Raw genomic sequence first — 22,972 nt, forward strand, 5'->3', positions numbered from 1 at the left:
CTTGTGCATTGGGCGGGGGTTTGAGTCGCCCGTTGGTTTTCTGTGCCTTCCTTACCGATATGCGCGGGCCTTGCCAAGCATGGCGCGATATTGCCGCCTGACGGCCACCCCGCGTGGATGTGAGTTGCAGCCAAAGGGCGACAATGGCAGATTGCCGGGCATGAAAAACACATCACCACCCCGCCGCCTTTTCCGCCATCCGCGCCTGCTGCGCGCAGCGTTGCCTTTGCTTGCACTGGCCCTTGGCCTTGCCAGCCCCGCAAGCGCCGATCCGGCCAGTGACCTGCGCGCAGCCCTTGCGGCGGCGCAGTCAAAGGATTGGGCGGCCGCCAAGGCCATTGCCCCCAAAGGCGTGGCCGCCGATGTGATCGAGTGGCAGCGCCTGCGCGCAGGCGACGGGCTGCTGGGGGAGTATGAGGCGTTCCTTGCACGCAGGCCGGATTGGCCGGGCATGCCATGGCTGCACCAAAAGGGAGAGGTGGCCGTCGCACGCTCTACCACGCCTGACCGGGTGATCGCCTATTTCAAATCGGACAGGCCATCGACCGCCGAAGGCGCGATAAGCCTTGTCAAAGCCTATCTGGCCGCAGGGCAAGGCGATGCGGCGGCCAAGGCGGCCCGGCGGGCTTGGGTCGACCTGCGCTTTTCGGCGGCAGAACAGGCCGACATGCTGGCGTTGCAAGCGACCGCGCTGCAAAGCGTTCACACCCAGCGCCTTGATGCCTTGCTCTGGGCAGGCCGCAGCGACGAGGCATCGCGGATGTTGCCGCTGGTGCCGCCGGGATGGCAAGCACTGGCCCGCGCGCGACTGGCGCTGCGCGCGCAGGATGATGGGGTGGATGCCCTGATCAGCGCGGTTCCGGCATCAGAGGCCGCAGACCCCGGCCTTGCCTATGACCGCTTTGTCTGGCGCGCGCGCAAAGGCTTTCTGGACGGGGCGGTGGCCTTGATCCTTGAACGATCCAGCAGTGCGGCGGCTTTGGGCCGACCCGAGGCATGGGCCGACAGACGCGCCGGGGTTGTGCGCGATCTGGTGCAGGCAGGCCGGATGGATGAGGCGTATCGCGTCGCAGCCTCACACCACCTGACCGAAGGCGGTGATTACGCCGAGTTGGAGTTTCTGGCGGGCTTCATCGCCCTGCGCAAAAAGAATGACCCGACAACCGCGCGGGGGCATTTTCAACATCTGAAATCCGGGGTCAGCACGCCGATCAGCCTTAGCCGCGCGCATTACTGGGAAGGCCGGGCCGAGGAAGCTTTGGGAAATTACCCTGCCGCCCGCACAGCCTTTGAGGCCGGGGCGAAACATCAAACCGCCTATTACGGTTTGCTAAGCGCCGAGAAACTGGGCCAGACGCTGGACCCGGCGCTGCTGTCGGACCAACGCGCGCCGGATTGGCGGGGGGCGGGCTTTGCGGGCTCCTCCGTGCTGGAGGCGGCGCGGTTGCTTTTGGCAGCAGGCGACCGTTCGCTTGGCAAGCGGTTCATGCTGCATCTGGCCGAAAGCCTGAGCGATGCCGAACTGGCGCAACTGGCCGATCTGGCGCTGGAACTGGGCGAGCCGCATATCGCGGTGCTGATTGGCAAACAAGCCGCCGGGCGCGGCGTGATCTTGCCGCGCGCCTATTTCCCGGTGGTCGATCTGGTGCCCGAGGGCCTGCCTGTCAGCCGAGCGCTTGCGCTGTCGATCGCGCGCCGGGAAAGCGAATTTGATGTGGCCGTTATCAGCCCTGCAGGCGCGCGCGGCTTGATGCAGGTGATGCCGGGGACGGCCAAGATGATGGCCGAGAAAACCGCGCAGGCCTATACCTTGCCGCGCCTGACACAGGATGGTGCCTATAACGTCTCGCTTGGTGCGGCCTATCTTGCGCAATTGGTCGAAGAGTTCGGCCCCGCCGTGGCGCTGATCGCCTCGGGCTATAACGCCGGGCCGGGCCGCCCGCGCCGCTGGATCACAGAATTCGGGGACCCGCGGCAAGCGGGGGTTGATGTGGTGGACTGGGTCGAGACGATCCCGTTTTCGGAAACCCGGACCTATGTGATGCGCGTGGTGGAATCGCTGGTGATCTACCGCGCCAAGCTGCGCGGCGCGGTGGGCGTGGTGAATGTGACGGCGGAACTGACAGGGCGCTGAGTGCCAATGCTGGGGATGCCTTTGGCGGCGGTGGGGGGCGCTGCCCCCCGGTTCGCATTGCACGCAATGCAAACTCCCCCCGGGATATTTTTGAATAGATGAAAGCAGTCAGAGCTTTGTGCTGGCGGCGCGCAATTGGCTGAGCGATTGGCCTGTGGTCAGCATGTCCGGGTCCAGTTTCAATTCGATGATGGCCAAGGTGCCAGCGGCTTGCGCGCGGGCAAAGGCGGCAGGAAAATCGGCCTGATCGGTCACGGTTTCACCATGGCCACCGTAAGCGCGGGCCAGCGCTGCGAAATCGGGGTTGGCAAGGTCGGTGCCCGAGGGGCGGCCGGGGTAATGGCGTTCCTGATGCATGCGGATCGTGCCATAGCGGCCGTTGTTGGCGACGATGACAATGGGTTTCGCGCCGTGCTGCATGGCGGTTGATGCCTCGTTGCAGGTCATCTGAAAGCACCCATCCCCGGCCATGCAAACCACCGTTCTATCCGGGTGTTGCAGCGAGGCGGCGATAGCTGCCGGAAAGCCATAGCCCATAGAGCCGGAGGTGGGGGCGACCTGTGTGCCAAAGCGGCGAAAGCGGTAGTAGCGGTGCAGGAAGGCCGCGTAATTGCCCGCGCCATTGGTCAGGATACTGTCCGGGGCGAGGTTCGCGGCAAGCCATGTGACAACCTGTTCCAGCTTTACCGCGCCGGGGGTTTCCACCGGGGTTTGCCACGCCTCATATTGGCCGCGGGCGGTTTGCGTCCAGTCGGCCCAAGCGCCTTGGCCTATGGTTTGGGCAAGACGCGCCAGCATCTGATCGGCGCGCGCAGGAATGGCCAGCGCGGGGTGGTAAACGCGGCCCAACTCGCTTGGGTCGGGGTGGATGTGCAGGATGCGGGGGCCGGGGCGCGTTGGGTCCAGCAGTTCATAGCCATTGGTGGTGGTGTCGCCCAAGCGCGCGCCCAGCACCAGCAGCGTATCGGCCTGCGTCAGCATCTGTCCCAGCTTGGGGTTCATGCCCACACCCAGATCGCCGACGAAATTCGGGTGGTCATTGTTCATCCGATCCTGACGCCGGAAAGAAACGGCGACGGGCAGGTTCCAGCCTTTGGCAAAAGCCTCCAGATCAGCGGCGGCCTTGGCGGACCAGTTCGGCCCGCCTGCCAGCACCATGGGGCGTTTGGCCTGCGCCAAGGCATCCGTGACGGCGGCAAGCTGCGCATCGCTGATGCCAAAGGGTTGCGGGCTGGGGGCAGGCAGATCGGCCACATCGGCGCAGGCCGAGAGCATATCCTCGGGCAGGGCCAGCACTACCGGGCCGGGGCGGCCGGAGGTGGCAAGGTGGAAGGCATGGCTGATATATTCGGGCAGGCGTTCGATCTGATCCACCTCGGTCGCCCATTTGGCAAGCGTGCCGAACACGGCGCGGTAATCCACCTCTTGGAACGCTTCGCGGTCGCGGTGATGCCGCGCAATCTGACCCACGAAAACCACCATCGGGGTGCTGTCTTGTTTTGCGATATGGATGCCTGCACTGGCATTGGTTGCCCCCGGGCCCCGCGTCACGAACAAGACGCCGGGGGTGCCCGTCAGCTTGCCATGCGCCTCGGCCATCATCGCGGCCCCGCCTTCCTGACGGCAGACGATATTCTGGATGCCGCTGTCATGCAGCCCATCCAGCGCGGCAAGAAAGCTTTCGCCCGGAACCGAAAACACCCGTTGAACCCCTTGCGCCACAAGTTGATCTACCAGGATTTGCCCGCCGTGCCGCATCTGTTTCCCCCCAAATATCTGCCTGCGGGCAGACTGCGACAAGCGATGATCATGCGCAAGGGGCCGCGCGGCGGAACCCACGCTGACTTGCAGTGGCGGCAATTGGCCCTACAGTCCCCACAACGGCAGAAGTGAAAGGGCAGAGCATGGCGGAACACAACATCCTTGGCATTTGTGGCGCGTTGCGCAGCGGGTCGACCAATCGGGCGCTTTTGGCCGAGGCCATGCGCCACTATGGTCCCGCCCATTATGTCGAGGCGGATCTGCGCCTGCCGCTCTATGATGGCGATCTGGAGGCGGAAAGCGGAATTCCCGCAACCGTTCAAACACTGGCAGATCAAATCCGGGCTGCCGATGCTGTGTTGATTTCAACGCCAGAGTATAACTCGGCCTTGCCGGGTGTGTTGAAGAACGCGTTGGATTGGGTCAGCCGGGTGCCGGGGGGCAGCCCTTGGGCGGGCAAACCCGTGGCGATCATGTCGGCGGCGGCGGGTCGGGCCGGGGGCGCGCGGTCGCAATTCTCGCTGCGGCTGTGCCTTGCGCCGTTTCGCCCGCGCCTGTTGCAGGGGCCAGAGATGTTGCTCGCCGCGTCGGGCAGCGCCTTTGATGCGGCGGGCCATTTGAAAGACCCGCAATCCGAAAAGGCGCTGACAGCCTTGTTGGATGCCTTGCGGGCCGAGGTTGCGCTGCTGGCGAAATAGGGCGCGGGTTACAGGCTGGCTTCGACGCGGAAATCCTCGGGGATCGTATCACGCCCGTCCAGCAGCAAGTCGGCCATCACCTCGGCGATTTTCGGCGCCATGCCAAAGCCGATCTTGAAACCGCCATTGGCGATGAAATGGCCCGGCCGCCCCGGCCATGGCCCCAGCATCGGGGCGCGGCTGCGGGCGCGGGGGCGAATACCGGCCCAGCGATCCACCACTTCGGCATCTGCGAGGCAAGGCAGAGCCTTGCGCGCCTTGGCGATCAGCGCATCCAGTTGCGCATCTGTCGCCGTGTCCTTGGCCCATTTCCGTTCCGAGGTGGAACCGATGGACACCGTGCCATCGCCATGCGGAATGATATGCAGCCCTTCGGTAAACACCTGCGGCAAGCTGCCCGCGTCATGGCGAAGGCTGGCGGCCTGACCCTTTTCACCATTGCCCATCGGGCGCGCGCGGCCCTCGGACAGGGTTAAAAGCCCGGCATGGCCCGTGGCCCAAACCTGCGGCCCCACAGCATCGCCGTCACCGATCACAAGCTCTGCCCCTTTGGCGGCCAATGCGGCCAGCAAGGCGGCCAAGGCCGCGCGCGGATGCAGACGGGCGGTCAGCGTGTCATGGATCAGCCAACCGGTCGGGCTTGCGGGTTCCCACGCGCTGCCAGTGCTGCGCTGCACCTGCCACGCGGCGCGGCCTTGCCACAGCGCCTCGGCATTGGCGGCGCGGTCGCGGGCCAGTTCCAGTGCTGCGGTATCCGCGATTGGCTGCAAGCGGCCCGTGCGCGCATAAAGCGGGTCTTTGCCCCCCACGGCCTGCACCTCGGCCCACCAGCTTTCCGCCATCAACAGGCTTTCAAGCTGAAACGCCTTTTTGTCATTCCAGTTTTCCGGCACATGCGGGGCCAAGGCCCCCACCACCCCGCCAGACGATCCCGCACCGGGGGCGACAGCCTCCAGCACCCGCACCTTTGCGCCGCGCCGGGCGGCGGCCCATGCGATCGACAGGCCAAAGATGCCCGCGCCATGTATCGTCAGATCGGGCGTTGCCATTCCCGGCCCCTTTGCTCATTGTCGCGCTACCCCTTCCCCATAGGCGATTTCCCTGTGACGAACCAGACCCAGCCCGCCCCCTGCGCAACCCTTGATTGGCGCGATGGGGTCTTGCCAATCTCGACCCGCTTTGATGATCCGTATTTCAGCCTTGCCAACGGCTTGGACGAAACGCGCCATGTGTTTCTGGGCGGCAATGACCTGCCTGCCCGCCTGACCCCCGGCTTTCAAATCGCAGAACTTGGCTTTGGCACCGGGTTGAACCTGCTGGCCACCCTGATCGCGGCAGGCGAAACCCCGCTGCGTTATACCTCGTTCGAGGCCTTTCCCATGGCTGCCGCCGACATTGCCCGCGCCTTGGCCGCTTTCCCCGAGGCAGAGGCCGTCGCGGGCGATTTCCTGCACCATTGGGCGCAGGACGCGCGAAGGTTTCAGCTTGGCCCCATCGAAGTAGAGGTGGTGATCGGCGATGCCCGCGACACGCTGGCGGCATGGGATGGCCGCGCCGATGCGTGGTATCTGGACGGGTTTTCCCCTGCCAAGAACCCCGAACTTTGGGGTGAGGATCTGATGGCCGAGGTGGCCCGCCACACCGCACCCGGCGGCACATTTGCCACCTATACGGCGGCAGGCTTTGTGCGCCGGGGCTTGCAGGCCGCCGGATTTGCGGTAGAGCGGCGCAAAGGCCACGGCCACAAACGCCATATGGCCACAGGAAAGTTGACCCGATGACCGTTCAGAACACGCGCCTTGGCATCTGGCTAATGGTGGCCACGGTGTTCGTTTTCGCCGTGCAGGACGGGTTTTCGCGCTATCTCGCCGGGGGATACAGCGTGTTTATGGTGGTGATGATCCGCTATTGGGTCTTTGCCGTCTTTGTCACCGCACAGGCACTGACCAAACCGGGCGGGTTACGCCAAACCGTGCGCACGCGCCACCCATGGCTGCAAATCGCCCGCTCGGTTCTGTTGATCGCCGAGATTTGCGTGATGGTTTACGCCTATGTCCGTATCGGGCTGATCAACACCCACGCCATTTTCGCGGTCTGCCCCTTGCTGGTTGCGGGGCTTGCGGTGCCGGTGCTGGGCGAAAAGGTCGGCTGGCGGCGCTGGACCGCGATCATCTTTGGCATGGTCGGCGTGGCGATCATTTTGCAACCCGATGGCGGGGTGTTCTCCCTCGACAGCCTGCTGCCCCTGATCGGCGCGTTTCTGTTTGCGCTTTACAGCTTGCTCACACGATTGGCGACGCGGGATGAACCTGCCTTCATCTCGTTCTTCTGGTCCGGGGTGATTGGCTGCGTGCTGATGACAGTGATCGGCCTGCCGCATCTGACAGCGATGCCCCCGTTCGACATGCTGATGATCGTCACCTATTCCAGCCTTGCCATCCTTGGGCACTACCTGCTGATCCGCAGCTATTCCATGGCCGAGGCCAGCGCGCTGCAACCCTTTGCCTATCTGCAAATCGTCTTTGTCACTGTCATCGCGATGCTGGTGTTCGATGAAACCCTGCGCGCCAATGTCATCATCGGCGGGGCTATCGTCATTCTGGCGGGGCTGTTCACCGTAATCCGCAGCCGGCAGAAAAACCAGGGCAAGGCGCTGCGCGTCTCACAACGCTAGACGCAGCAAAAAAGGGCGGATTGCGCCGCCCTTTCGGTTCTAATGTCGCGCGCGGGTTATTCCGCCGCAATGGCCGCGGCCTGCGGGGCGGCGCGGAAATGGCGGCGGTTCAGAACCAGAACCAACACGATCATCGCCAGTTGAAAGCCCACAGCCACCGCCGACAGCGCCCAATAAGCCGCGCCAAACTTGGCCACCAATCCAGCACCAACCAACCCTTTGTTGATCCAGAACTGCATCATCACGCTCAGCGCCACACCGGGGCACACCAGCGCATAAGACCCGACAGAGGTGTCGCGCCCGGTCAGATAGCGCGCGGCATAACCCTGCGCCCGCAGCACGGCCAAACCGAACAAGCCAAAGGCCAGCTGCACCGACAAGAAAGTCGACAACAAGCGCAGCGTATCGCCCGCCGTTTCATGCGCGTCGAAATGCACATGCAACCCATGGTTCTGGCGCAGCACCAGAATGCCCAACACGGTCATCAGCGGCACAAGGATCAACAGCGTCGGCGCGCTTTCGGCGTTCGCCCCGTTTTGCAGCATCGCGGCCAGACCCAGCACCACAGCCACCAAGGCCCATAGAACAGACATCACCAGCAGCGCGGTCGAGGCGATCAGCGCAATCCCCACAACCGTTGGATTACCAGACAGGGCAGCCGGGGCGGAGAAGCCGACACCAACCATCGACAACGCAAAGGCCGGCAAGACTTGGGCGAAAGAGGCATTCGCGGCAAAATTGAACCTGCCCTTCGCCAGAACCTGCCCCACGAACCGCCCAATCTGCGCCAAAGCCAATGCAGCCGTCAGGCCAAAGGCAATCATCGCCAGCGGGAACAAATACTCCACCACGCCCCACAGGCCCGGCACAAACACCAGCCCAAGGATGAAGCCCACGTTGATGCTCATGGCAAGGGCCAGCGGCAGCGCTGTCACTTGGCTTTCGGCATTGCTGCCCAACAGCTTGCCATAGGCTTCGGTTTTCTTGAACCGGCTGAACTGGCCAAGGTTCCAGAACAGCGACTTCAGGTTCAGCACCGAAAATCCGGCGATCCCAAGCGCCGCCAGAACGATCATCGCTTGCTGGACAGGCGCACCAGTGGCAAAGGCCGCAGCGATATCTTCGAAAACGGGCACAGGTTGGCCCTTATGCGGCACCCACATGTAAAGCCACATGAAGAAGGTCACCACCAAGCCCCCGGCACCCACCGAGGCAAGGAAATACAAAGGCCCCCAACTATCTGCGGGGCGTTGCGGTTTTGCAGTATCTGGCATGACAGCCTCCATTAAATTCAAACATATGAATGTGTATAGATGTAAGCCCGCCAAAATACGCTGCGACCGACTGCCGCAGTGTCAGGTGTCAAATCGTCTTGGTGAATACCAACGAGGTCGGAGACGAAAAACCTTCATGCGTCGTCGCTCCGGTCTGCTTGAACCCCAGCGCAAAGAAAATCGCATGATTTTCAACCAGTTCGATCCGCGATTGCAGTTCCAGCGCAGGCAGACCGAGGGCGCGGGCACGGCTTTCGGCATGGTTGATCAGAATATGGGCATAGCCTTTGCGCTGCCACGGTGGGTCCACCGACAGACGACCCAGATGCAGTGCATGTGGCTTTGGCGTAAGCACCATGCAGGCGCGGGGGGGCTTCCCGATCACCCAAACCTCGCCCGGATACTGCGCCAGATCCTGCGCCTTGACCTTGTGCAGCGAACTTGGCGGGTCAATTCGCCCTTCCATCCCGGCAAAAGCCCGTTTGATCAGCGCCAGCAGCGCATCCCAGTCATAGGGCTCAACAGGTTGAAATGGCGTCATGCAAACTCCTTTGGCGCCATGACTTTCCGCGCCCTTACCATCCCGGTCAAGTGCTTTTCACAGCGCGCAATTTCATCGCATCACCAAGCGCCGAAAAGCTGTAACAAAAGCCCGCAAAGACACATACCGCCACGCCCAAACCAAGGCTTCCCTTGCCACCCTACCCCCTTGGCGCGGCAAAATGGCCAAGATGTTGTGGATAACCACAGATCTGCCCCATGATACAGGGGTTAACGGGTTGACACATTCCGTGAGGCCACCGACCATCGCAGATCAAACAGAATCAACGGTGCCTCTACTTTGCGATTTAACCGTCTCCGGCTCAACGGCTTCAAAAGCTTTGTCGACCCCACGGATTTGATTATCCATGAGGGGCTGACAGGCGTGGTCGGGCCAAATGGCTGTGGCAAGTCGAATCTGCTAGAGGCCTTGCGCTGGGTGATGGGCGAAAACCGACCCACCGCCATGCGCGGCGGCGGTATGGAAGATGTGATCTTTGCAGGCACCTCCACCCGCCCGGCGCGCAACTTTGCCGAAGTGGCCTTGGTGATCGACAATCAGGACAGGCTTGCCCCCTCGGGGTTCAACGAGGCTGATCAGATCGAGATCACCCGCCGCATCACCCGCGACGCTGGCTCTGCCTATAAGGCGAATACCCGCGATGTGCGCGCGCGTGATATTCAGATGCTGTTCGCCGATGCCTCGACCGGGGCCCATTCGCCTGCACTGGTGCGGCAAGGGCAGATTGCCGAACTGATCAATGCCAAACCCAAGGCCCGCCGCCGTATCCTTGAGGAAGCCGCAGGCATTTCCGGCCTCTATCAACGCCGGCATGAGGCAGAACTGCGGCTGACCGCCACCGAAACCAACCTCGCGCGGGTCGATGACGTGCTGGAGGCATTGGCCGCACAGCTTGGCACCCTTGCCCGTCAGGCCCGCCAAGCCGCCCGCTACCGCGAGATTGGCAGCGAATTGCGCCGCAGCGAGGGCATGCTGCTCTATCGTCGCTGGCGCGAGGCTGATATCGCCGTGACCGAGGCGGAAACCCTGCTGCGGGACCGTCTGGTGCAGGCAGGCAAGGCCGAAGCCCTGTCCCGCGCCGCCGAAGATGCCCGCGCGCAAGCGGAATCCGCTTTGCCCCCCAAGCGCGAGGAAGAGGCGATTGCAGGTGCCATTTTGCAGCGCCTCACCGTGCAACGCGATGCGCTGAACGATACCGAGGCCCGCGCCCTGCAAACCATCGAAACGCTGCGCGCCCGGATTGAACAATTGTCGCGCGATATGGAGCGGGAAACCGGCCTCAACCGCGACGCGCAGGATACGATCGAACGGCTGGAATGGGAGGCCGAGCAACTGGCCCGCGCGGCCGATGGCCATGACGACAAGCTGCGCGAGGCCGCCGAGGCGGCGCGCGAAGCCGGGGCCGTGCTGACCGAACGCGAAGGCGGCATGTCGGATATGACCGAAGATGTCGCCCGGCTTGCGGCCCGCCACCAATCCGGGCAGCGCTTGCTGGCCGATACTCAGGCAACGGTCGACAAGGCCGAAGCCTCTGCCGCCCGCGCCAAAGATGCGCTGAGCGAAGCGCAGGAATTCGAGACCCGCTCTGCCGAAGCCTATGAGGCCGCCGAAATCGCGCAGGAAGAGGCGATGGCCCTGGCCGAAGCCACCGAGGAGGCGCTGGAAAACGCCGAGGAGGCCCGCGCCGACGCCCAAAGCCGCGAGGCCGATGCCCGCGCCATGCGGTCCGAAGCCGAAGGCGAGGCAAACGCTCTGCGCGCCGAAGTGGCGGCCTTGGCACGCTTGGTGGAACGCGAATCCGCCGCCGGGTCGCAAGTGCTGGACCAGTGCCGGGTAGAGCCGGGCTATGAGGCGGCCCTTGGCGCGGCACTTGCCGATGATCTGCGCGCGCCTGCGGTGCAGGGCGATGCCGTGTCCGGCTGGGCCAGCCTGCCCGATTATGACGAAGATGCCGCCTTGCCCGCCGGGGCCACGCCTTTGGCAAACTGGGTGCAGGTGCCTGCCGTGCTGCGCCGCCGGATCGGGCAAATCGGCCTTGTCAGCCGCGATCAGGGTGCGGCGATGCAGGCCGCGCTGCGCCCCGGTCAGCGCCTTGTCAGCGTTGCGGGCGACCTGTGGCGCTGGGACGGGTTCCGCGCCGGGGCCGATGACGCGCCCTCGGCCGCCGCATTGCGGTTGAAGCAGTTGAACCGCCTGGTGCAATTGAAACGCGATCTGGAAGATGTCGCTGCCCGCGCCGATGGGGCCAAGATGGCGCATGAAAACCTGCAAGCGCGTCTGGCTGAACTGGCCCGCGCCGATCAAATGGCCCGCGATGCGCGTCGTGCCGCCGATTCCCGCGTGACCGAAGCGAACCGCGCGCTCGCCCGCGCCGAGGCCGACCGTTCCATCGCCAGCGGCAAGCAAGAGGCCGCGCGGCTGGCCGTCAGCCGGTTTGAAACCGAAGCAACCGAAGCCCGCGCCGCGCTGCGCGATGCCAGACATGCAGTGGAGACGCTGCCCGATCTCGACGCCGCCCGCGCGGCTGTTGAGGCGTTGAAAACCACGGTCGAAGCCGCGCGGATCACCATGATGACCCGCCGCTCGGCGCATGATGAATTGCGGCGCGAAGGCGAGGCACGGCTGAAGCGGCGGCAAGAGGTGACGAAGGAAATCTCGGGCTGGAAGCACCGCTTGGACACGGCAGAAAAGCGGAACAAGGAACTGGCCGAGCGGAAGGCCCAGACCGAGGAAGAACTGGAAGACGCCCAAGCCGCCCCCGAAGAAATCGCGATCCAGCGCGAGGAGCTTGCCGATGCGATGGCGGCAGCAGAAACCCGCCGCGCGGCGGCAGCCGATGCGCTGGCCGAGGCGGAGACAAAGCTGCGCGAGGCGACCTTGCATGAACGGGAGGCTGAGCGTCTGGCAGGCGAGGCCCGCGAAGCCCGCGCCCGCACCGAGGCCCGGCATGAGGCCGCCGTGGAAGCCCGCGATGCCGCCGCCCTGCGGATCCGCGAGGAGGCGGAATGTTCGCCAGCAAAGCTTTTGGAAACACTGGACGCCGACCCCGACAAGATGCCCGATTTGGAGCATCTGGAAAATGAGGTCAGCCGCTTGAAACGTCAGCGGGAGGCTTTGGGTGCCGTCAACCTGCGGGCCGAAGAGGACGCGAAAGCGGTGCAGGAGGAACATGACACGCTGGCCGCTGAAAAGACCGATCTGGAAGAGGCGATCAAGAAGCTGCGCGGCGGTATCGCGGGCCTGAACCGCGAAGGGCGCGAGCGGCTTTTGACGGCGTTTGAGCAGGTTAACAACTCTTTCGGGACGCTGTTCACCCATCTGTTCGGCGGCGGTGAGGCGCGGCTGGTGCTGGTGGAATCGGATGATCCGCTGGAAGCGGGGCTGGAAATCATGTGTCAGCCGCCGGGCAAGAAACTGGCCACGCTGAGCCTGCTGTCGGGTGGCGAGCAGACCCTGACGGCGATGGCGCTGATCTTTGCGGTTTTCCTTGCCAATCCGGCCCCGATTTGTGTGCTGGATGAGGTGGACGCGCCGCTGGATGATGCGAACGTGACCCGATTCTGCGACCTGCTGGATGAGATGACCCGCCGCACCGAAACCCGGTTTTTGATCATCACCCACCATGCGGTCACGATGGCCCGGATGGACCGTTTGTTCGGCGTTACCATGGCCGAGCAAGGGGTGAGCCAGCTTGTCAGTGTGGATTTGAAGCGGGCGGAAGCGATGGTAGCCTGACCGCGATTCCGCAGCGGTGAATCGCGCGCGGAATGTTTCGCAAGCCATTGATTGAAAACGATAAGATGATTTTTATTCATCGTTTGTTAACGGTTTCGCGCGGGTTCTGACAGATTGGTGATTTGTGTCTTGTGGCAGAGACTGGCAGGTGCATCCTGAAGCGGAGTGCAGGCGATATGAGCGGACGGGAACACAAACCAGACGGCCCTGTGCGGCGGATCTTGCGCCGGGCGGCATTGGCCTTTGGGGGTGGCCTTGTGCTGCTGGGCTTGGTCGCCTGTGTGCAGCAGCAGCGCAACGGCGGTGAGCCCGTGGTGCAGCCACCGCCCGAAAACAGCCTGCGTTTTGCCAGTTTCAATGTGCATTACATCATCCTGAGCAAAGCCACGGGAGCGTGGTCGGTTGGCGATTGGGAAGCGCGCAAAGCGCCGATGGACCTAGCCTTCAAGGCGGTCGGAGCCGATGTGATGGCGTTTCAGGAGATGGAGAGTTTTGCCCATGGCGATGATGGCAGCACCAATCTGACGCTGGATTATCTGCTGGCGCAAAACCCCGGTTACAAGGCGGCGGCGGTGGGGGATCATCGCAGCTTCCCTTCGACCCAGCCGATTTTTTACCGGGACGCAAAGCTGCGGGTGTTGGATCAGGGGTGGTTTTTCTTTTCCGAGACGCCGGATGTGATTTATTCGCGGACGTTCAACGGGTCTTACCCCGCCTTTGCCTCTTGGGTGAAATTTGCGCCCAAGGGCGGCGGCACGCCGTTTACTGTGTTCACCATGCATTTTGAGTTCAAGAGCGCCAGCAATCGCAGGCAGTCGGCGGCGCTGGTGCAAGAGCGCATGGCCCCTTTGCTGGCGCGGGGCGAGACGGTGGTGTTGATGGGCGATTTGAATGCGCGGCTTGGGTCCAGCATTGTGCAGGGGTTTGAGGCCAAGGGGCTGCGTTTTGCGCCTGTCGAGGGGTCAACCTATCATCTGAACCGGGGGATGAACCTGTTTGGCGCGATTGACCATATCGCGACCACGGCAGATATGCAGCTTGCCGCGCCCCCTGTGGTGTTGCGCCAGAAGTTTGGCGGACGCTGGCCCAGCGATCATTACCCGATATATGCTGATTACCTTTTGCCGTAAGGAGGCAGGGGGTGCGCGCACCCCCTCTGCGCCTTGAGGCGCATTCACCCCCGCAGGTATTTTTGCCAAGATGAAAGCGCGGATCAGAGTTTGGTGATGCGGTCGCTTGTGCGGATTGTGCCATCCTGTTCGACCGCGCAAAGCACGCCGCGCAGGCGCAGGTCGGGGTGGCCGGGGGCTGTGATCCAGTTTTTGGCATCCGCGCCGTAGCGGGCTTTCCATTTCACGCAGCCATCGTTGAACACCGAGGAGACGCGCAGGAGAGCGCTGCCCGCTTGCAGCAATGTGCCTTCGGGCAGGTTGGCGAGGCTGGTATCGAGATCGGCGATGATGGTGTCGCCGGGATGCGGCGTATTCTCGCGGTCGATCCAGACAAGGTTGAGGACGCGCAGGGGAAGGATGGACACCTGAATGCTGGGATCGGGGCTGCCATCGGGCAGGCGCAGCCAAGGGGCAGTAAGCCAGCGTTCGCCGGGGACGCCTGCCGCGCGGGTCAGGTCCAGATGGTCGGGGAAGGTGCGTTGGTTATAGGCGGGGCGAAAGCACAGGGTTTCAATGCGGCTTTCGGTTTTGGGCGCGGCGAGGATATGCGGCAGGGCGGCGTTGAGTTCGGCTGTGGTGATGGTCATAGCGGCCCCATGTCGGTGATTTTTTGGCGCAGGTTGAGGCTGGCTGTCAGCAGCGCCTGTTCGGCGCGCAGTTTGTCCAGCGTTTCGGGGGTGGCGGTTTGGGTGGCGGTGTAGAACTGGTCAATCTCGGGGTCTGAGGCTGTCAGAAGCCAGTCTTGCAGCGGCGGGTTGTATTGATAGGCGCCTTTGGTCAGGCGGAAATGCAGGCGGTTGCGCCAGCGGGCCGGGTCTTCGGCGTGGAAATGCAGCAGGGCGATACCTTGGGCGAAGTCGCCGCCCGGCACGCGGGCGCCGGCGCGGAATGCGCCGTGCAGGCGGGGTTCGAACCGCGAAAGGCCGGTGCGGAAAAAGCATTTCCCGGCGGAATGGGACAGCACGCCATTGGACAGAAGCGGTGCATAGGGGCCGAAGGCGCGGGTGCGGGCGGCCTCATTGCGTTGGCCGTTCAGGGCGGCGCGGAAATGGCGGGCGGTAAAGATGTCATCGGGCAGCGCGGGGTCATGCAGCGCCTCCCATGGGGCGAGGCGGAGCATGGGTTGATCGGCGGGCAAGGCGGCAAGGGCGGTGGCGATATCGGTATCTGTATCGGGCAGGATGTATTCATCCACGTCGATATGCGCGATCCATGGCAGGGCGGCGGTTTTGTAGATGCGGTGCATGTTGCGGCCTTGGCGGTTCTGGTGCCGCTCTGGCCGTTTGCCGATGTAGTCCATCCAGTAGCTGTCGGTGCAGCGTTGGGTGGTGATGCGCGGGTGGGAGAACAGATCGGCCGCCGGGTCATCCGGGTCATCGAAATGCAACCAGATATGGGCGGCACCAAGGGCGAGGTGATAGGCGGCGAAGGCCTGCACCTGTTCGGGGGTGGATTTGACGGTGGCACAGATGCCCCAGGTGGTCATAACGCCTCCAGCAAGTCGAGGGTGGGCCAGGCATCGGCGGGCAGGCCGAGGCGGAGTTGTTCCTGCCGCACCGCATCACGGGTATTGGTGCCAAGGATGCCATCGACCCCGCCGACATCATAGCCGCGCTGTTGCAGCTTTTCTTGCAGGCGTTTGGTATCGTCCAGCGAAAGCTGCGGGTCGGGATTGCCTGCGGAAAACACCGGCGCGCCGCCAAGCCGGGTGGCGAAATAGGCGGCGGTGGTGACATAGACGAAGCTTTGGTTCCATTCGAACAGGGTTTGGAAGTTCGGATAGGCAAGGAAGGCAGGGCCTTTGCGGCCTTCGGGCAGGATCAGCGAGGCGGGAAGGTCTGCAAGTGTGCCGGTGCGGGCGGTGACGCCAAGGGTGGCCCATTCCGGGCCGGTCAGCGTGCTGCGCAGGCCGGTTTTCTCCCACGGCAGGGAGGGCGGCAGGGCAACCTCTTGCAGCCACGGTTCGCCCTTGCGCCAGCCAAGATCGCGCAGCATGGCCGCCCCGGACAGGATCGCATCGGGGACCGAGGTTTTCAGGCTGACGCGGCCATCGCCATCGCCATCCACCCCGCGTGCAAGGATATCGGCGGGCAGCATCTGAACCATGCCGATTTCCCCGGCCCAGGCGCCGGTGGTGGTTGCCGGGTCAAACATGCCCTGTTGCCACAGCTTGATTGCGGCCAGAAGCTGCGGCTGGAACAACGCGGGGCGGCGGCAATCATGCGCAAGGGTGGCCAGCGCGTTGGCGGTGTTGAAATCGCCCTGAAAGCTGCCGAAATCCGTCTCGAACGCCCAGAAGGCCAGCAGGATACCGGGTGGGATGCCGTAATCCGACTCGGCCCGGGCAAAGAGGGCGGCGTGTTTGCGGGCATTGGCCTTGCCGTTGTCGATGCGGTTCTGGCTGATCAGGCTGCGGGCAAACTCGGTGAAGGGTTTGCGAAACACGCCTTGGCTGCGGTCAGCCTTCAGCACTTTGGGGTCTTGGGTGATGCCTGCGAAAAAGCGGTCGGTGTCAGCGGGGGAGATGCCTGCCTGAACTGCCTCTGCCTTCATCGCGGTGATGAAATCCGTAAACGTGCCGCCGCAAGGGGCGGCAAGGGCCGGGGCGGTGGCGGCAAGGCCCAGAAACAGGGCCGTGCCGGACAGCAAAGAGACAGCAGCGCGGTGCATCAGGGACTCCAGGGCGTGAACGCGATCAGACTAGCAGCAAGCGGACCAGAGGCAACCGGGCATCGTGCCTGCCGATCACGACACAAGCGACACCACGCAGCCACTGCGCGAGGAGGTTTCGATTGCGGTGATCAGGCGGTGAGAGGCCAAGGCCTGACGGCCCGTGACCATCGGGGCGCCGCCGCCCCGCAGCGCTTGGGCGAAATCTTCGATGATTGCTTGATGCCATTCGAATTTTGCCACCACTGGCCCGGTTTCGCCGGGGGTGCCGCCGGCTGCCGGTTCGCGTGCGCTGCGGCCATCGCGCCAAGTAACCTCCATCACATCGGTGCCCACCCGCAGCGAGGCGTTTTCATAATGCAGGGTGATGCTTTCCTTGCCATGCGGGAAGGTGGCGGTGCTGGCGACGAGCGACCCCACGGCCCCGCAGGCAAAGCGCAGGCCTGCCACGGCAAGGTCTTCGGCCTCCATCCGGTGCAGGGGCGTGGTGGCCGTCATGGCCTGCACCGACGTTACCGGGCCTGTCAGGCTAAGGGCAAGGTCGATGGTGTGGATGGCTTGGGTAATCAGAACGCCGCCGCCATCGCGGGCATAGGTGCCGCGCCCCAGTTCATCATAGTAAGATTGGTCACGCCACAAAGGCGCTGCGATTTCCACATGGCCCAGCGCGCCCAGCGTGCCGCTGGCGACAAGCCGCGCCGCCGCGATTGACGGCGCGCGGGCGCGGTGTTGGAACAGGATACCAAGCGAGACGCCGGCATCCTCGCAGATGCGCACCACCTCTTCGGCCTCGGCTGTGGTGCGGGCCACGGGTTTTTCCAGCAGGATATGTTTGCCCGCCGATGCCAGTGCGGTGATCAATTCAATCCGCACGCTGGGCGGAGTGGCGACGATGGCCATCTGAATATCGGGGTTCGCGGTGATCTTCGCCAGATCGGCGGTGAACAGCGGCGCGGCCCCGGCATAAAGGGCGGCCAGAGGCGCGGCCTTTTCGGTATTGCGCGAGACAATCGCCTTCAGGCTAAGGTGGTTTCGCGCGGCGGAAATGGCGGACACATGGGTCGGCGCGATCATCCCCGCCCCGATCAGGGCGATACCGATTTGGGGGGGCAGGTTTGGCTGTGTCATCGGCGTCTTTCTCCCTTTGTGCTGGCAACAGATCAAAAAGGGCGCGCGGCGTCAAATACTTGCCAGAACCGCCGTCAGCAGCAGCATCAAGCCCCACGCGCGCCAGAGCGCGTTGCAGGCGGCGTCGATCTGGTCGGGGCCGGGGGTGCGGCTGCCCTCAGCCCAGACCCAAGGAAACTCTTGCATCTTGCCGTTATAGCTGCGCGGCCCCGACAGCGAGGTGTTAAGGATGACAGCCATCGCCGCTTCGGGCCAGCCTGCATTGGGGGAACGATGCAGGGGCGCGTCGCGCAGAATGGGCTTGGGGTCGAAATGCAGGTGGCTGATCGCGATGAGCGCGGCGGTCAGCCGGGCCGGGATCAGGTTCAGCAGGTCATCGAACCGTGCGGCGGCCCAGCCGAATTCCTCATGCCGGGGGGTGCGGTGGCCGATCATGCTGTCGGCGGTATTGGTGATTTTATACAGCATCAGCCCCGGCAGCCCAAGGATCAGGAACCAGAAGGCAGGGGCGATGACGCCATCGGACAGGTTCTCGGCCGCGCTTTCAATGGCGGCGCGCGAGACGGCGGCCCGGTCCAGTTGTGCGGTATCGCGCCCAACAATCATCGCCACCGCGCGCCGTCCATCGGGCAGCGAGCGGCGCAAGCCATCGGCCACGGCGCGCACATGCTGCACCAGCGATTTCTGCGCCAGAAGGATAGCCGCGGCGATGATTTCCAGCAGCCCGAAATCCGGCACCGCGGCAATCAGCCAGCCCAAGGCCCAGGCCCCCAGCCCCAGCAGCGCCATCGCCAGCACGCCCTTGCTGCGGCGTTCCCTGCCGGTGTTCAGCCGTTTATCGGCAAGGCTGACCGCGCGGCCCATCAGGACGGCGGGGTGGGGAAAACGATCCCACAGCCATTTCGGCTCGCCCAAGGCGGCATCGAGCAAAAGGGCGGGAAGCAGCAGCGCCGCGCTCATGCGCAAAGCGCCTGTTGCAGGCGGGACCAGTGATCGGCGGTGCCGGGCAGGCCAAGCCGGACCCAGCGGGCGGAGTAGGGGAAGATGCGGGTCCAGATATGGGCGCGGGCAAGGCGGGTTTGCAAGGCTGCGGCATCGCCTGCATCGTAAAGGCGGAACAGGGATGTGCCGCCCACCACCGGCAGCCCCATCAGCGCATCAAGCCGCTGCGCATCGGCGGCAAGGCGGGTGCGCGTCGCCTCGGCCCATGCCGGATCGGACAGCGCGCGCGCCCCGATTGCCAGCGCGGGGCCAGAGACGGCCCAAGGCCCGATACCACTGGCCAATCTGGAGATCAGCGCCGGGTCGCCGATGGCAAAGCCAAGCCGAAGCCCCGCAAGGCCCCAGAATTTGCCAAAGCTTTTCAGGATGATGCGTTTGGGCTGTGCGGCCTCGGCGATCAGGGTTGCCTCTGGCGTCACATCGCAAAAGCTTTCGTCGATGATGGTCAGCGGGGCCAGATCATCCTTGCGCCACAGCCGCCCGTCGGGGTTATTGGGATGCACGATCACGCGGGTGTCGGCGCTGTCAGCGGGCACCCAGCCTTGGGCGGCAAAGGCGCGGGCGTGTTCGTTATAGGTGGGGCCAGGAATATGCACCGCCGCAGGGGCGGCCAGCACGGGCATCCGCGCGATCAAGGCGCTGGCACCGGGGGCGGCCAGAACGGCAGCCGATTGCGGGATGTTCCAGAACAGCCGCGCCGCCTGTTCCAGCCGGGCAAAGGCCGCCTCATCCGGCAAGGCGTTCCACAGATCGGCGGGCAAATCGCCCAAGGGATAGGGCAGCGGGTTGATGCCTGTCGACAAATCAACCCATCCCGCGCGGGTGCCGCCAAACTGCGCCACCGCTGCATCAATCCCGCCGCCATGATCTGCTTTTTCGGTCATCTGTCCCCCGCCCCGTTGCCGCCCAGAAACCTGATTTTGCAGGCAAGAGCAACGTGGCTTTTGTGCCCCATGCCGACAGAAACGAAAAACTGTCACAGCATTGTCTTGATTTTAACGGATTTTGACGCAGACTAATTGAAAGGGAGAGGACGCATCATGTTGGAATATTTGCCACAAGAGGTTCGGGACGGGCTGGAAGCCGCGAAAAAGCGCGACCAGCGGCGTCGGTCGCGTTTGCGGGTGCAACTGGGCGATGCGGTGTTTCCTATACTGCGGATGTGGGATGGCGGGATTGCGCTGGATGCGGACTGCACGCCGCGCTTGCGTGGTTTGGTTGATGTTTATGACGGGGCCAACCATATCTTCCAATGCCTGATCGTTGCCTCCACCACCGAGAATGGAGAGCTGATTTGCGATTTCAAACGCTCTACCCCCGTGGCGGATAAGGCTGCGCTCGATTTCTGGCGGGATGAAAACGCGCCGGTGGGTTTTTTGCCGAAGCAATAAGGTGAAATCGGCGTGACCTGCGCGCGGTTTGCGGTAAGCTGGTGCCATGGCCAGACCCAAAACCATTCCTGACACAGAGGTGTTTCACACCGTTCTTCGCCTTCTGGCCGAGGCGGGAGAACAAGGCTTGTCGCATGCCGCTGTCGGGCGGGCGTGTGGCTTGGCCCCCGCGACCTTGGTGCAACGATTCGGCACGCAATCGGGAATGGTGCAGGCTGCGATCCATGCCGGGTGGGATGCCGCCGATGCGGCCTTGTCCGAAGCCGAGGCGACAGCGGGCAAAAGCCTGCACAAGCTGTTGAAAGCCCTGCCCGATTGCACGGATTTGCTGGCTGTGTCGCGGCGTGATGCGGCCTTGCGGCGGCGCGCGGCAGACTGGCGGCTGCGGGTGGAACGTTTGCTGGCCGCACGGCTGGGCAACGGTGCCAAAACCGATGAGACGGCGGCATTGCTGTTTGCGCTGTGGCAAGGGCAATCGGCTTGGGCGGAAATGGGTGGCAAGGGCTTTCGCCTGAAAGAGGCAGCCAAGCGCCTTATTTAGGCCCGTAACGCTGCCAGAGCCACAGCAGCAGCACCGCCCCCAGCACCGCGCCGACAAACATGGCGACGGCGCCGGTCACTGAAACAAGGACCCGCAAGATTGCCCAGCCCACAACCGAGCCGACAACCCCGATCGCGATGGTGGTTGGCACATCGGCTTGCACTTTCATCAGGCGCGTTGCCAGAAACCCGGCGGCGGCCCCGATGATGACAATAAACAGGATCATGGGCATGAGGTAGGTTCCCGAAGTTGGCGGGGCAGGGATGGCCCCGCCGATGCCTATCAATAGCAGTAATTGCTGCCATAGGTATTATATGTGCAAATCGGCATCCGGCGAGAGCCTTCTGCTTCCATGTCATCAATCATGCCGAGCAAGGCATCGTCGCCGGCAGCAGCCGCGCGGGCAGCTGCATAAGCATCTTCCTTGCTGGTCGGCGCATCGGCAACGGTTCCCATGTCGGCAGCAAGGTCATTGCGCAGCTTGATGCCGGCAAGGATCAGCACAGCGTCTTTGCGCGCGGTGCCCGCCGCGATCAGCCTCTCGCTCATCACGATGTTGTCCAATTGCGCAATAGTCGGGCCCGCATCTTCGGCCAGCGTGGGGGCGGCGAAAGCAGTGAGGAAAGCGGCAGTCAGAAGCAAGGATTTCATCGGGTTCCCTTTGGTTTGGTTGCATTGACCCAAACTTAGGGCGCGAATTTTCAGGGGTCAATCGGCCTGCGCGGTGGTGACAGCATTTGTCATCCGCTGGGCAATCGCATCGAAATCCGACGGTGAAATCGGCACAAGGCCAAAGCGGAACACATAGCCCCAGTTGCGCCGTCCGCGCGTCAGCTCCAACTGGTCCAGCAGCGGGCGGATGGGGGTGGTGCGGCTGTCTTGCCATGCCACATCGCGCCGAAACGGGATGAAGCCGCCGCCCATATCTTTCTGATAGGGTGGGCGGTCCAGCGCGGTGCCGATGGCGGTGAAACTTTGCAACCCGTCCTTGCCGCCCATGGTTTGCGCGGGGGAATAATAGATCACGCCATCCCCCGGACGGATGCGGCGCAAAGGCCCGCCTTTGCCGTGGCAGACCTGCATGAAACCTTGCGCCCGGCCTATCGCCACATGATCTGCCGATGCCACGCCGACCCAGTAGTTCCGCATACCGACCTCTCCTTGATGCTTTGGTGGGGTCTATCAGCTGCCTGCTGACAGTTCCCGGCAGGAGGGTCCGGTCAGCCGAGCCGGTCGGGCAGGGAAAAGCCGCGCAGAATATCAGACGCGGCGGCGGGGCGTTTGCCTTCGCGCTGGGCTTGCAGCACCTCAACCGCGCCGGTGCCGCAGGCGATGGTGAAACCGTCCAGAACCGCGCCGGCCTTGCCCGCGCCAGAGGCAATGCGAGAGCGGAGCAGTTTCACCCGCTCGCCGTCCACATCGCACCACGCACCGGGAAAGGGGGACAGGCCGCGGATCTGGCGGTCGACGATTTCGGCGGGCTGCGACCAGTCAATCCGCGCCTCGGATTTGTCGATCTTGGCGGCATAGGTCACGCCGGTCTCAAGCTGCGGGTCCGGTTTCAGATTCGGCAGCGCATCCAGCGCTTGCAGGATAAGTGCTGCCCCCATCTGCGACAGGCGGTCATGCAGGTCTTGGGTCGTCTCTTGCGGAGCGATGGGCGTTTCCTGCCGCAGCAGCACGGGGCCTGTATCCAGCCCTGCCTCCATCTGCATGATGCAAATGCCCGTAGCCGCATCGCCTGCCAGAATGGCGCGATGAATGGGGGCGGCCCCACGCCAGCGCGGCAACAAGGAGGCGTGGATGTTCAGGCAGCCGTGGCGTGGCGCGTCGAGGATATTTTGCGGCAATATCAAGCCGTAAGCCACAACCACCGCGATATCGGCGTTCAGGGCTGCAAACTCCGCCGCCGCCTCGGGCGTGCGCAGCGAAACGGGATGGCGCACCGGCAGGCCCAGCGCCTCTGCCCGTTGCTGGACGGGCGAAGGGCGGTCTTTCTTGCCGCGTCCGGCGGGGCGCGGGGGCTGGGAATAAACCGCGACCACGTCATGATTTTTCGCAAGGGCGTCAAGAACCGGAACCGAGAAATCCGGGGTTCCCATGAAGATTACACGCATCGGCTGGCTCCTCTCGTTGCGGGGGGGGGGTGGTGGGTTTACACCCACCCTACGGGTTTGGTGTAGGGTGGGTGGCAACCCACCGCTAGCTTGCCTTGCGTGCCTTGCGCAGC

At 63.8% G+C, this 22,972-nt stretch carries 22 protein-coding genes; 8 read left to right on the forward strand and 14 right to left on the reverse strand.

Features of this window, described 5'->3' with window-relative positions:
- Positions 1-160: 160 nt before the first annotated feature.
- Entirely contained in the window at positions 161-2,134 is a 1,974-nt protein-coding gene (locus tag EGN72_RS06350; protein WP_127045818.1) for a lytic transglycosylase domain-containing protein, read from the forward strand.
- Between the two features lie 108 nt (positions 2,135-2,242).
- Here the strand turns inward: EGN72_RS06350 and EGN72_RS06355 are convergent, their stop codons facing one another.
- Positions 2,243-3,892, reverse strand: a complete 1,650-nt coding sequence (locus EGN72_RS06355) for a thiamine pyrophosphate-binding protein (protein ID WP_127045819.1) — start codon at positions 3,890-3,892, stop codon at positions 2,243-2,245.
- Between the two features lie 146 nt (positions 3,893-4,038).
- Here EGN72_RS06355 and EGN72_RS06360 point away from each other — a divergent pair, with 146 nt between their 5' ends.
- Positions 4,039-4,593, forward strand: a complete 555-nt coding sequence (locus EGN72_RS06360) for an NADPH-dependent FMN reductase (RefSeq protein WP_127045820.1) — start codon at positions 4,039-4,041, stop codon at positions 4,591-4,593.
- An 8-nt stretch (positions 4,594-4,601) separates the two neighbouring features.
- On the opposite strand, the gene EGN72_RS06365 is transcribed toward EGN72_RS06360, so the two are convergent.
- Complete coding sequence (locus tag EGN72_RS06365) at positions 4,602-5,642, reverse strand: FAD-binding oxidoreductase (RefSeq protein ID WP_127045821.1); 1,041 nt, start codon at positions 5,640-5,642, stop codon at positions 4,602-4,604.
- A gap of 54 nt (positions 5,643-5,696) precedes the next feature.
- Between EGN72_RS06365 and mnmD the strand changes: the two genes are divergently transcribed.
- On the forward strand, positions 5,697-6,374 hold the full coding sequence (gene mnmD / locus EGN72_RS06370; protein ID WP_233587049.1) for a tRNA (5-methylaminomethyl-2-thiouridine)(34)-methyltransferase MnmD: 678 nt from the start codon (positions 5,697-5,699) through the stop codon (positions 6,372-6,374).
- Positions 6,371-7,267: a DMT family transporter gene (locus EGN72_RS06375; protein ID WP_127045823.1), complete on the forward strand. Its 897-nt coding sequence runs from the start codon at positions 6,371-6,373 to the stop codon at positions 7,265-7,267. The genes mnmD and EGN72_RS06375 overlap by 4 nt, the downstream gene beginning before the upstream one ends.
- Before the next feature lie 56 nt (positions 7,268-7,323).
- On the opposite strand, the gene EGN72_RS06380 is transcribed toward EGN72_RS06375, so the two are convergent.
- Positions 7,324-8,541, reverse strand: a complete 1,218-nt coding sequence (locus tag EGN72_RS06380; RefSeq protein WP_127045824.1) for a hypothetical protein — start codon at positions 8,539-8,541, stop codon at positions 7,324-7,326.
- A gap of 88 nt (positions 8,542-8,629) precedes the next feature.
- On the reverse strand, positions 8,630-9,082 hold the full coding sequence (locus EGN72_RS06385; RefSeq protein WP_127045825.1) for an N-acetyltransferase: 453 nt from the start codon (positions 9,080-9,082) through the stop codon (positions 8,630-8,632).
- Between the two features lie 300 nt (positions 9,083-9,382).
- On the opposite strand from EGN72_RS06385, the gene smc reads away from it, so the two are divergent.
- Positions 9,383-12,838, forward strand: a complete 3,456-nt coding sequence (gene smc / locus EGN72_RS06390) for a chromosome segregation protein SMC (RefSeq protein ID WP_127045826.1) — start codon at positions 9,383-9,385, stop codon at positions 12,836-12,838.
- Positions 12,839-13,014: 176 nt separating this feature from the next.
- Positions 13,015-13,968 (forward strand): endonuclease/exonuclease/phosphatase family protein, encoded by a 954-nt coding sequence (locus EGN72_RS06395; protein WP_127045827.1) that lies wholly within the window; start codon positions 13,015-13,017, stop codon positions 13,966-13,968.
- 83 nt (positions 13,969-14,051) lie between these two features.
- On the opposite strand, the gene EGN72_RS06400 is transcribed toward EGN72_RS06395, so the two are convergent.
- The 6 genes from EGN72_RS06400 to EGN72_RS06425 all read right to left on the reverse strand — a co-directional run bounded on the left by EGN72_RS06400 (position 14,052) and on the right by EGN72_RS06425 (position 19,694).
- Complete coding sequence (locus tag EGN72_RS06400; protein ID WP_127045828.1) at positions 14,052-14,597, reverse strand: hypothetical protein; 546 nt, start codon at positions 14,595-14,597, stop codon at positions 14,052-14,054.
- Complete coding sequence (locus EGN72_RS06405) at positions 14,594-15,496, reverse strand: glycosyltransferase family 2 protein (RefSeq protein ID WP_127045829.1); 903 nt, start codon at positions 15,494-15,496, stop codon at positions 14,594-14,596. Before EGN72_RS06405 ends, EGN72_RS06400 begins: the two co-directional genes overlap by 4 nt.
- On the reverse strand, positions 15,493-16,680 hold the full coding sequence (locus EGN72_RS06410) for a lytic murein transglycosylase (RefSeq protein ID WP_127045830.1): 1,188 nt from the start codon (positions 16,678-16,680) through the stop codon (positions 15,493-15,495). Before EGN72_RS06410 ends, EGN72_RS06405 begins: the two co-directional genes overlap by 4 nt.
- Before the next feature lie 75 nt (positions 16,681-16,755).
- A complete protein-coding gene (locus EGN72_RS06415) occupies positions 16,756-17,808 on the reverse strand; it encodes a Gfo/Idh/MocA family protein (protein ID WP_127045831.1) in 1,053 nt (350 codons plus the stop codon).
- A 51-nt stretch (positions 17,809-17,859) separates the two neighbouring features.
- Positions 17,860-18,768: an adenosylcobinamide-phosphate synthase CbiB gene (cbiB, locus tag EGN72_RS06420; protein ID WP_127045832.1), complete on the reverse strand. Its 909-nt coding sequence runs from the start codon at positions 18,766-18,768 to the stop codon at positions 17,860-17,862.
- A complete protein-coding gene (locus EGN72_RS06425; protein WP_127045833.1) occupies positions 18,765-19,694 on the reverse strand; it encodes a threonine-phosphate decarboxylase in 930 nt (309 codons plus the stop codon). The genes cbiB and EGN72_RS06425 overlap by 4 nt, the downstream gene beginning before the upstream one ends.
- A gap of 156 nt (positions 19,695-19,850) precedes the next feature.
- On the opposite strand from EGN72_RS06425, the gene EGN72_RS06430 reads away from it, so the two are divergent.
- Both EGN72_RS06430 and EGN72_RS06435 read left to right on the forward strand, forming a co-directional pair.
- Entirely contained in the window at positions 19,851-20,201 is a 351-nt protein-coding gene (locus EGN72_RS06430; protein ID WP_127045834.1) for a hypothetical protein, read from the forward strand.
- A gap of 46 nt (positions 20,202-20,247) precedes the next feature.
- Positions 20,248-20,742 carry a transcriptional regulator gene (locus EGN72_RS06435; protein WP_127045835.1) on the forward strand — a complete coding sequence of 165 codons (495 nt, stop codon included), beginning with the start codon at positions 20,248-20,250 and terminating at the stop codon, positions 20,740-20,742.
- Here the strand turns inward: EGN72_RS06435 and EGN72_RS06440 are convergent.
- From EGN72_RS06440 to fmt, 4 genes are all read right to left on the reverse strand, one after another.
- Positions 20,735-20,974, reverse strand: a complete 240-nt coding sequence (locus EGN72_RS06440; protein WP_127045836.1) for a GlsB/YeaQ/YmgE family stress response membrane protein — start codon at positions 20,972-20,974, stop codon at positions 20,735-20,737. The genes EGN72_RS06435 and EGN72_RS06440 overlap by 8 nt on opposite strands.
- Before the next feature lie 50 nt (positions 20,975-21,024).
- Positions 21,025-21,393 carry a hypothetical protein gene (locus EGN72_RS06445; protein ID WP_127045837.1) on the reverse strand — a complete coding sequence of 123 codons (369 nt, stop codon included), beginning with the start codon at positions 21,391-21,393 and terminating at the stop codon, positions 21,025-21,027.
- Positions 21,394-21,450: 57 nt separating this feature from the next.
- Positions 21,451-21,891, reverse strand: coding sequence for an EVE domain-containing protein (locus tag EGN72_RS06450; protein ID WP_127045838.1), 441 nt, complete (start codon positions 21,889-21,891; stop codon positions 21,451-21,453).
- Between the two features lie 71 nt (positions 21,892-21,962).
- On the reverse strand, positions 21,963-22,859 hold the full coding sequence (fmt, locus tag EGN72_RS06455) for a methionyl-tRNA formyltransferase (protein WP_127045839.1): 897 nt from the start codon (positions 22,857-22,859) through the stop codon (positions 21,963-21,965).
- Positions 22,860-22,972: the final 113 nt, after the last annotated feature.

The organism is Pseudorhodobacter sp. E13, from assembly GCF_003991405.1.
In the GTDB taxonomy this organism is placed as follows: domain Bacteria; phylum Pseudomonadota; class Alphaproteobacteria; order Rhodobacterales; family Rhodobacteraceae; genus Pseudorhodobacter.

Coding starts and splice junctions, on each gene's coding strand:
- EGN72_RS06350 (WP_127045818.1), top strand. CDS start 161: ATGAAAAACACATCACCACCCCGCCGCCTTTTCCGCCATCCGCGCCTG.
- fmt (WP_127045839.1), bottom strand. CDS start 22,859: ATGCGTGTAATCTTCATGGGAACCCCGGATTTCTCGGTTCCGGTTCTT.
- EGN72_RS06445 (WP_127045837.1), bottom strand. CDS start 21,393: ATGAAATCCTTGCTTCTGACTGCCGCTTTCCTCACTGCTTTCGCCGCC.
- EGN72_RS06360 (WP_127045820.1), top strand. CDS start 4,039: ATGGCGGAACACAACATCCTTGGCATTTGTGGCGCGTTGCGCAGCGGG.
- EGN72_RS06450 (WP_127045838.1), bottom strand. CDS start 21,891: ATGCGGAACTACTGGGTCGGCGTGGCATCGGCAGATCATGTGGCGATA.
- EGN72_RS06375 (WP_127045823.1), top strand. CDS start 6,371: ATGACCGTTCAGAACACGCGCCTTGGCATCTGGCTAATGGTGGCCACG.
- EGN72_RS06365 (WP_127045821.1), bottom strand. CDS start 5,642: ATGGCAACGCCCGATCTGACGATACATGGCGCGGGCATCTTTGGCCTG.
- EGN72_RS06380 (WP_127045824.1), bottom strand. CDS start 8,541: ATGCCAGATACTGCAAAACCGCAACGCCCCGCAGATAGTTGGGGGCCT.
- EGN72_RS06440 (WP_127045836.1), bottom strand. CDS start 20,974: ATGCCCATGATCCTGTTTATTGTCATCATCGGGGCCGCCGCCGGGTTT.
- cbiB (WP_127045832.1), bottom strand. CDS start 18,768: ATGAGCGCGGCGCTGCTGCTTCCCGCCCTTTTGCTCGATGCCGCCTTG.
- EGN72_RS06400 (WP_127045828.1), bottom strand. CDS start 14,597: ATGACCATCACCACAGCCGAACTCAACGCCGCCCTGCCGCATATCCTC.
- EGN72_RS06405 (WP_127045829.1), bottom strand. CDS start 15,496: ATGACCACCTGGGGCATCTGTGCCACCGTCAAATCCACCCCCGAACAG.
- EGN72_RS06425 (WP_127045833.1), bottom strand. CDS start 19,694: ATGACCGAAAAAGCAGATCATGGCGGCGGGATTGATGCAGCGGTGGCG.
- EGN72_RS06385 (WP_127045825.1), bottom strand. CDS start 9,082: ATGACGCCATTTCAACCTGTTGAGCCCTATGACTGGGATGCGCTGCTG.
- EGN72_RS06410 (WP_127045830.1), bottom strand. CDS start 16,680: ATGCACCGCGCTGCTGTCTCTTTGCTGTCCGGCACGGCCCTGTTTCTG.
- EGN72_RS06355 (WP_127045819.1), bottom strand. CDS start 3,892: ATGCGGCACGGCGGGCAAATCCTGGTAGATCAACTTGTGGCGCAAGGG.
- EGN72_RS06435 (WP_127045835.1), top strand. CDS start 20,248: ATGGCCAGACCCAAAACCATTCCTGACACAGAGGTGTTTCACACCGTT.
- EGN72_RS06395 (WP_127045827.1), top strand. CDS start 13,015: ATGAGCGGACGGGAACACAAACCAGACGGCCCTGTGCGGCGGATCTTG.
- EGN72_RS06430 (WP_127045834.1), top strand. CDS start 19,851: ATGTTGGAATATTTGCCACAAGAGGTTCGGGACGGGCTGGAAGCCGCG.
- EGN72_RS06415 (WP_127045831.1), bottom strand. CDS start 17,808: ATGACACAGCCAAACCTGCCCCCCCAAATCGGTATCGCCCTGATCGGG.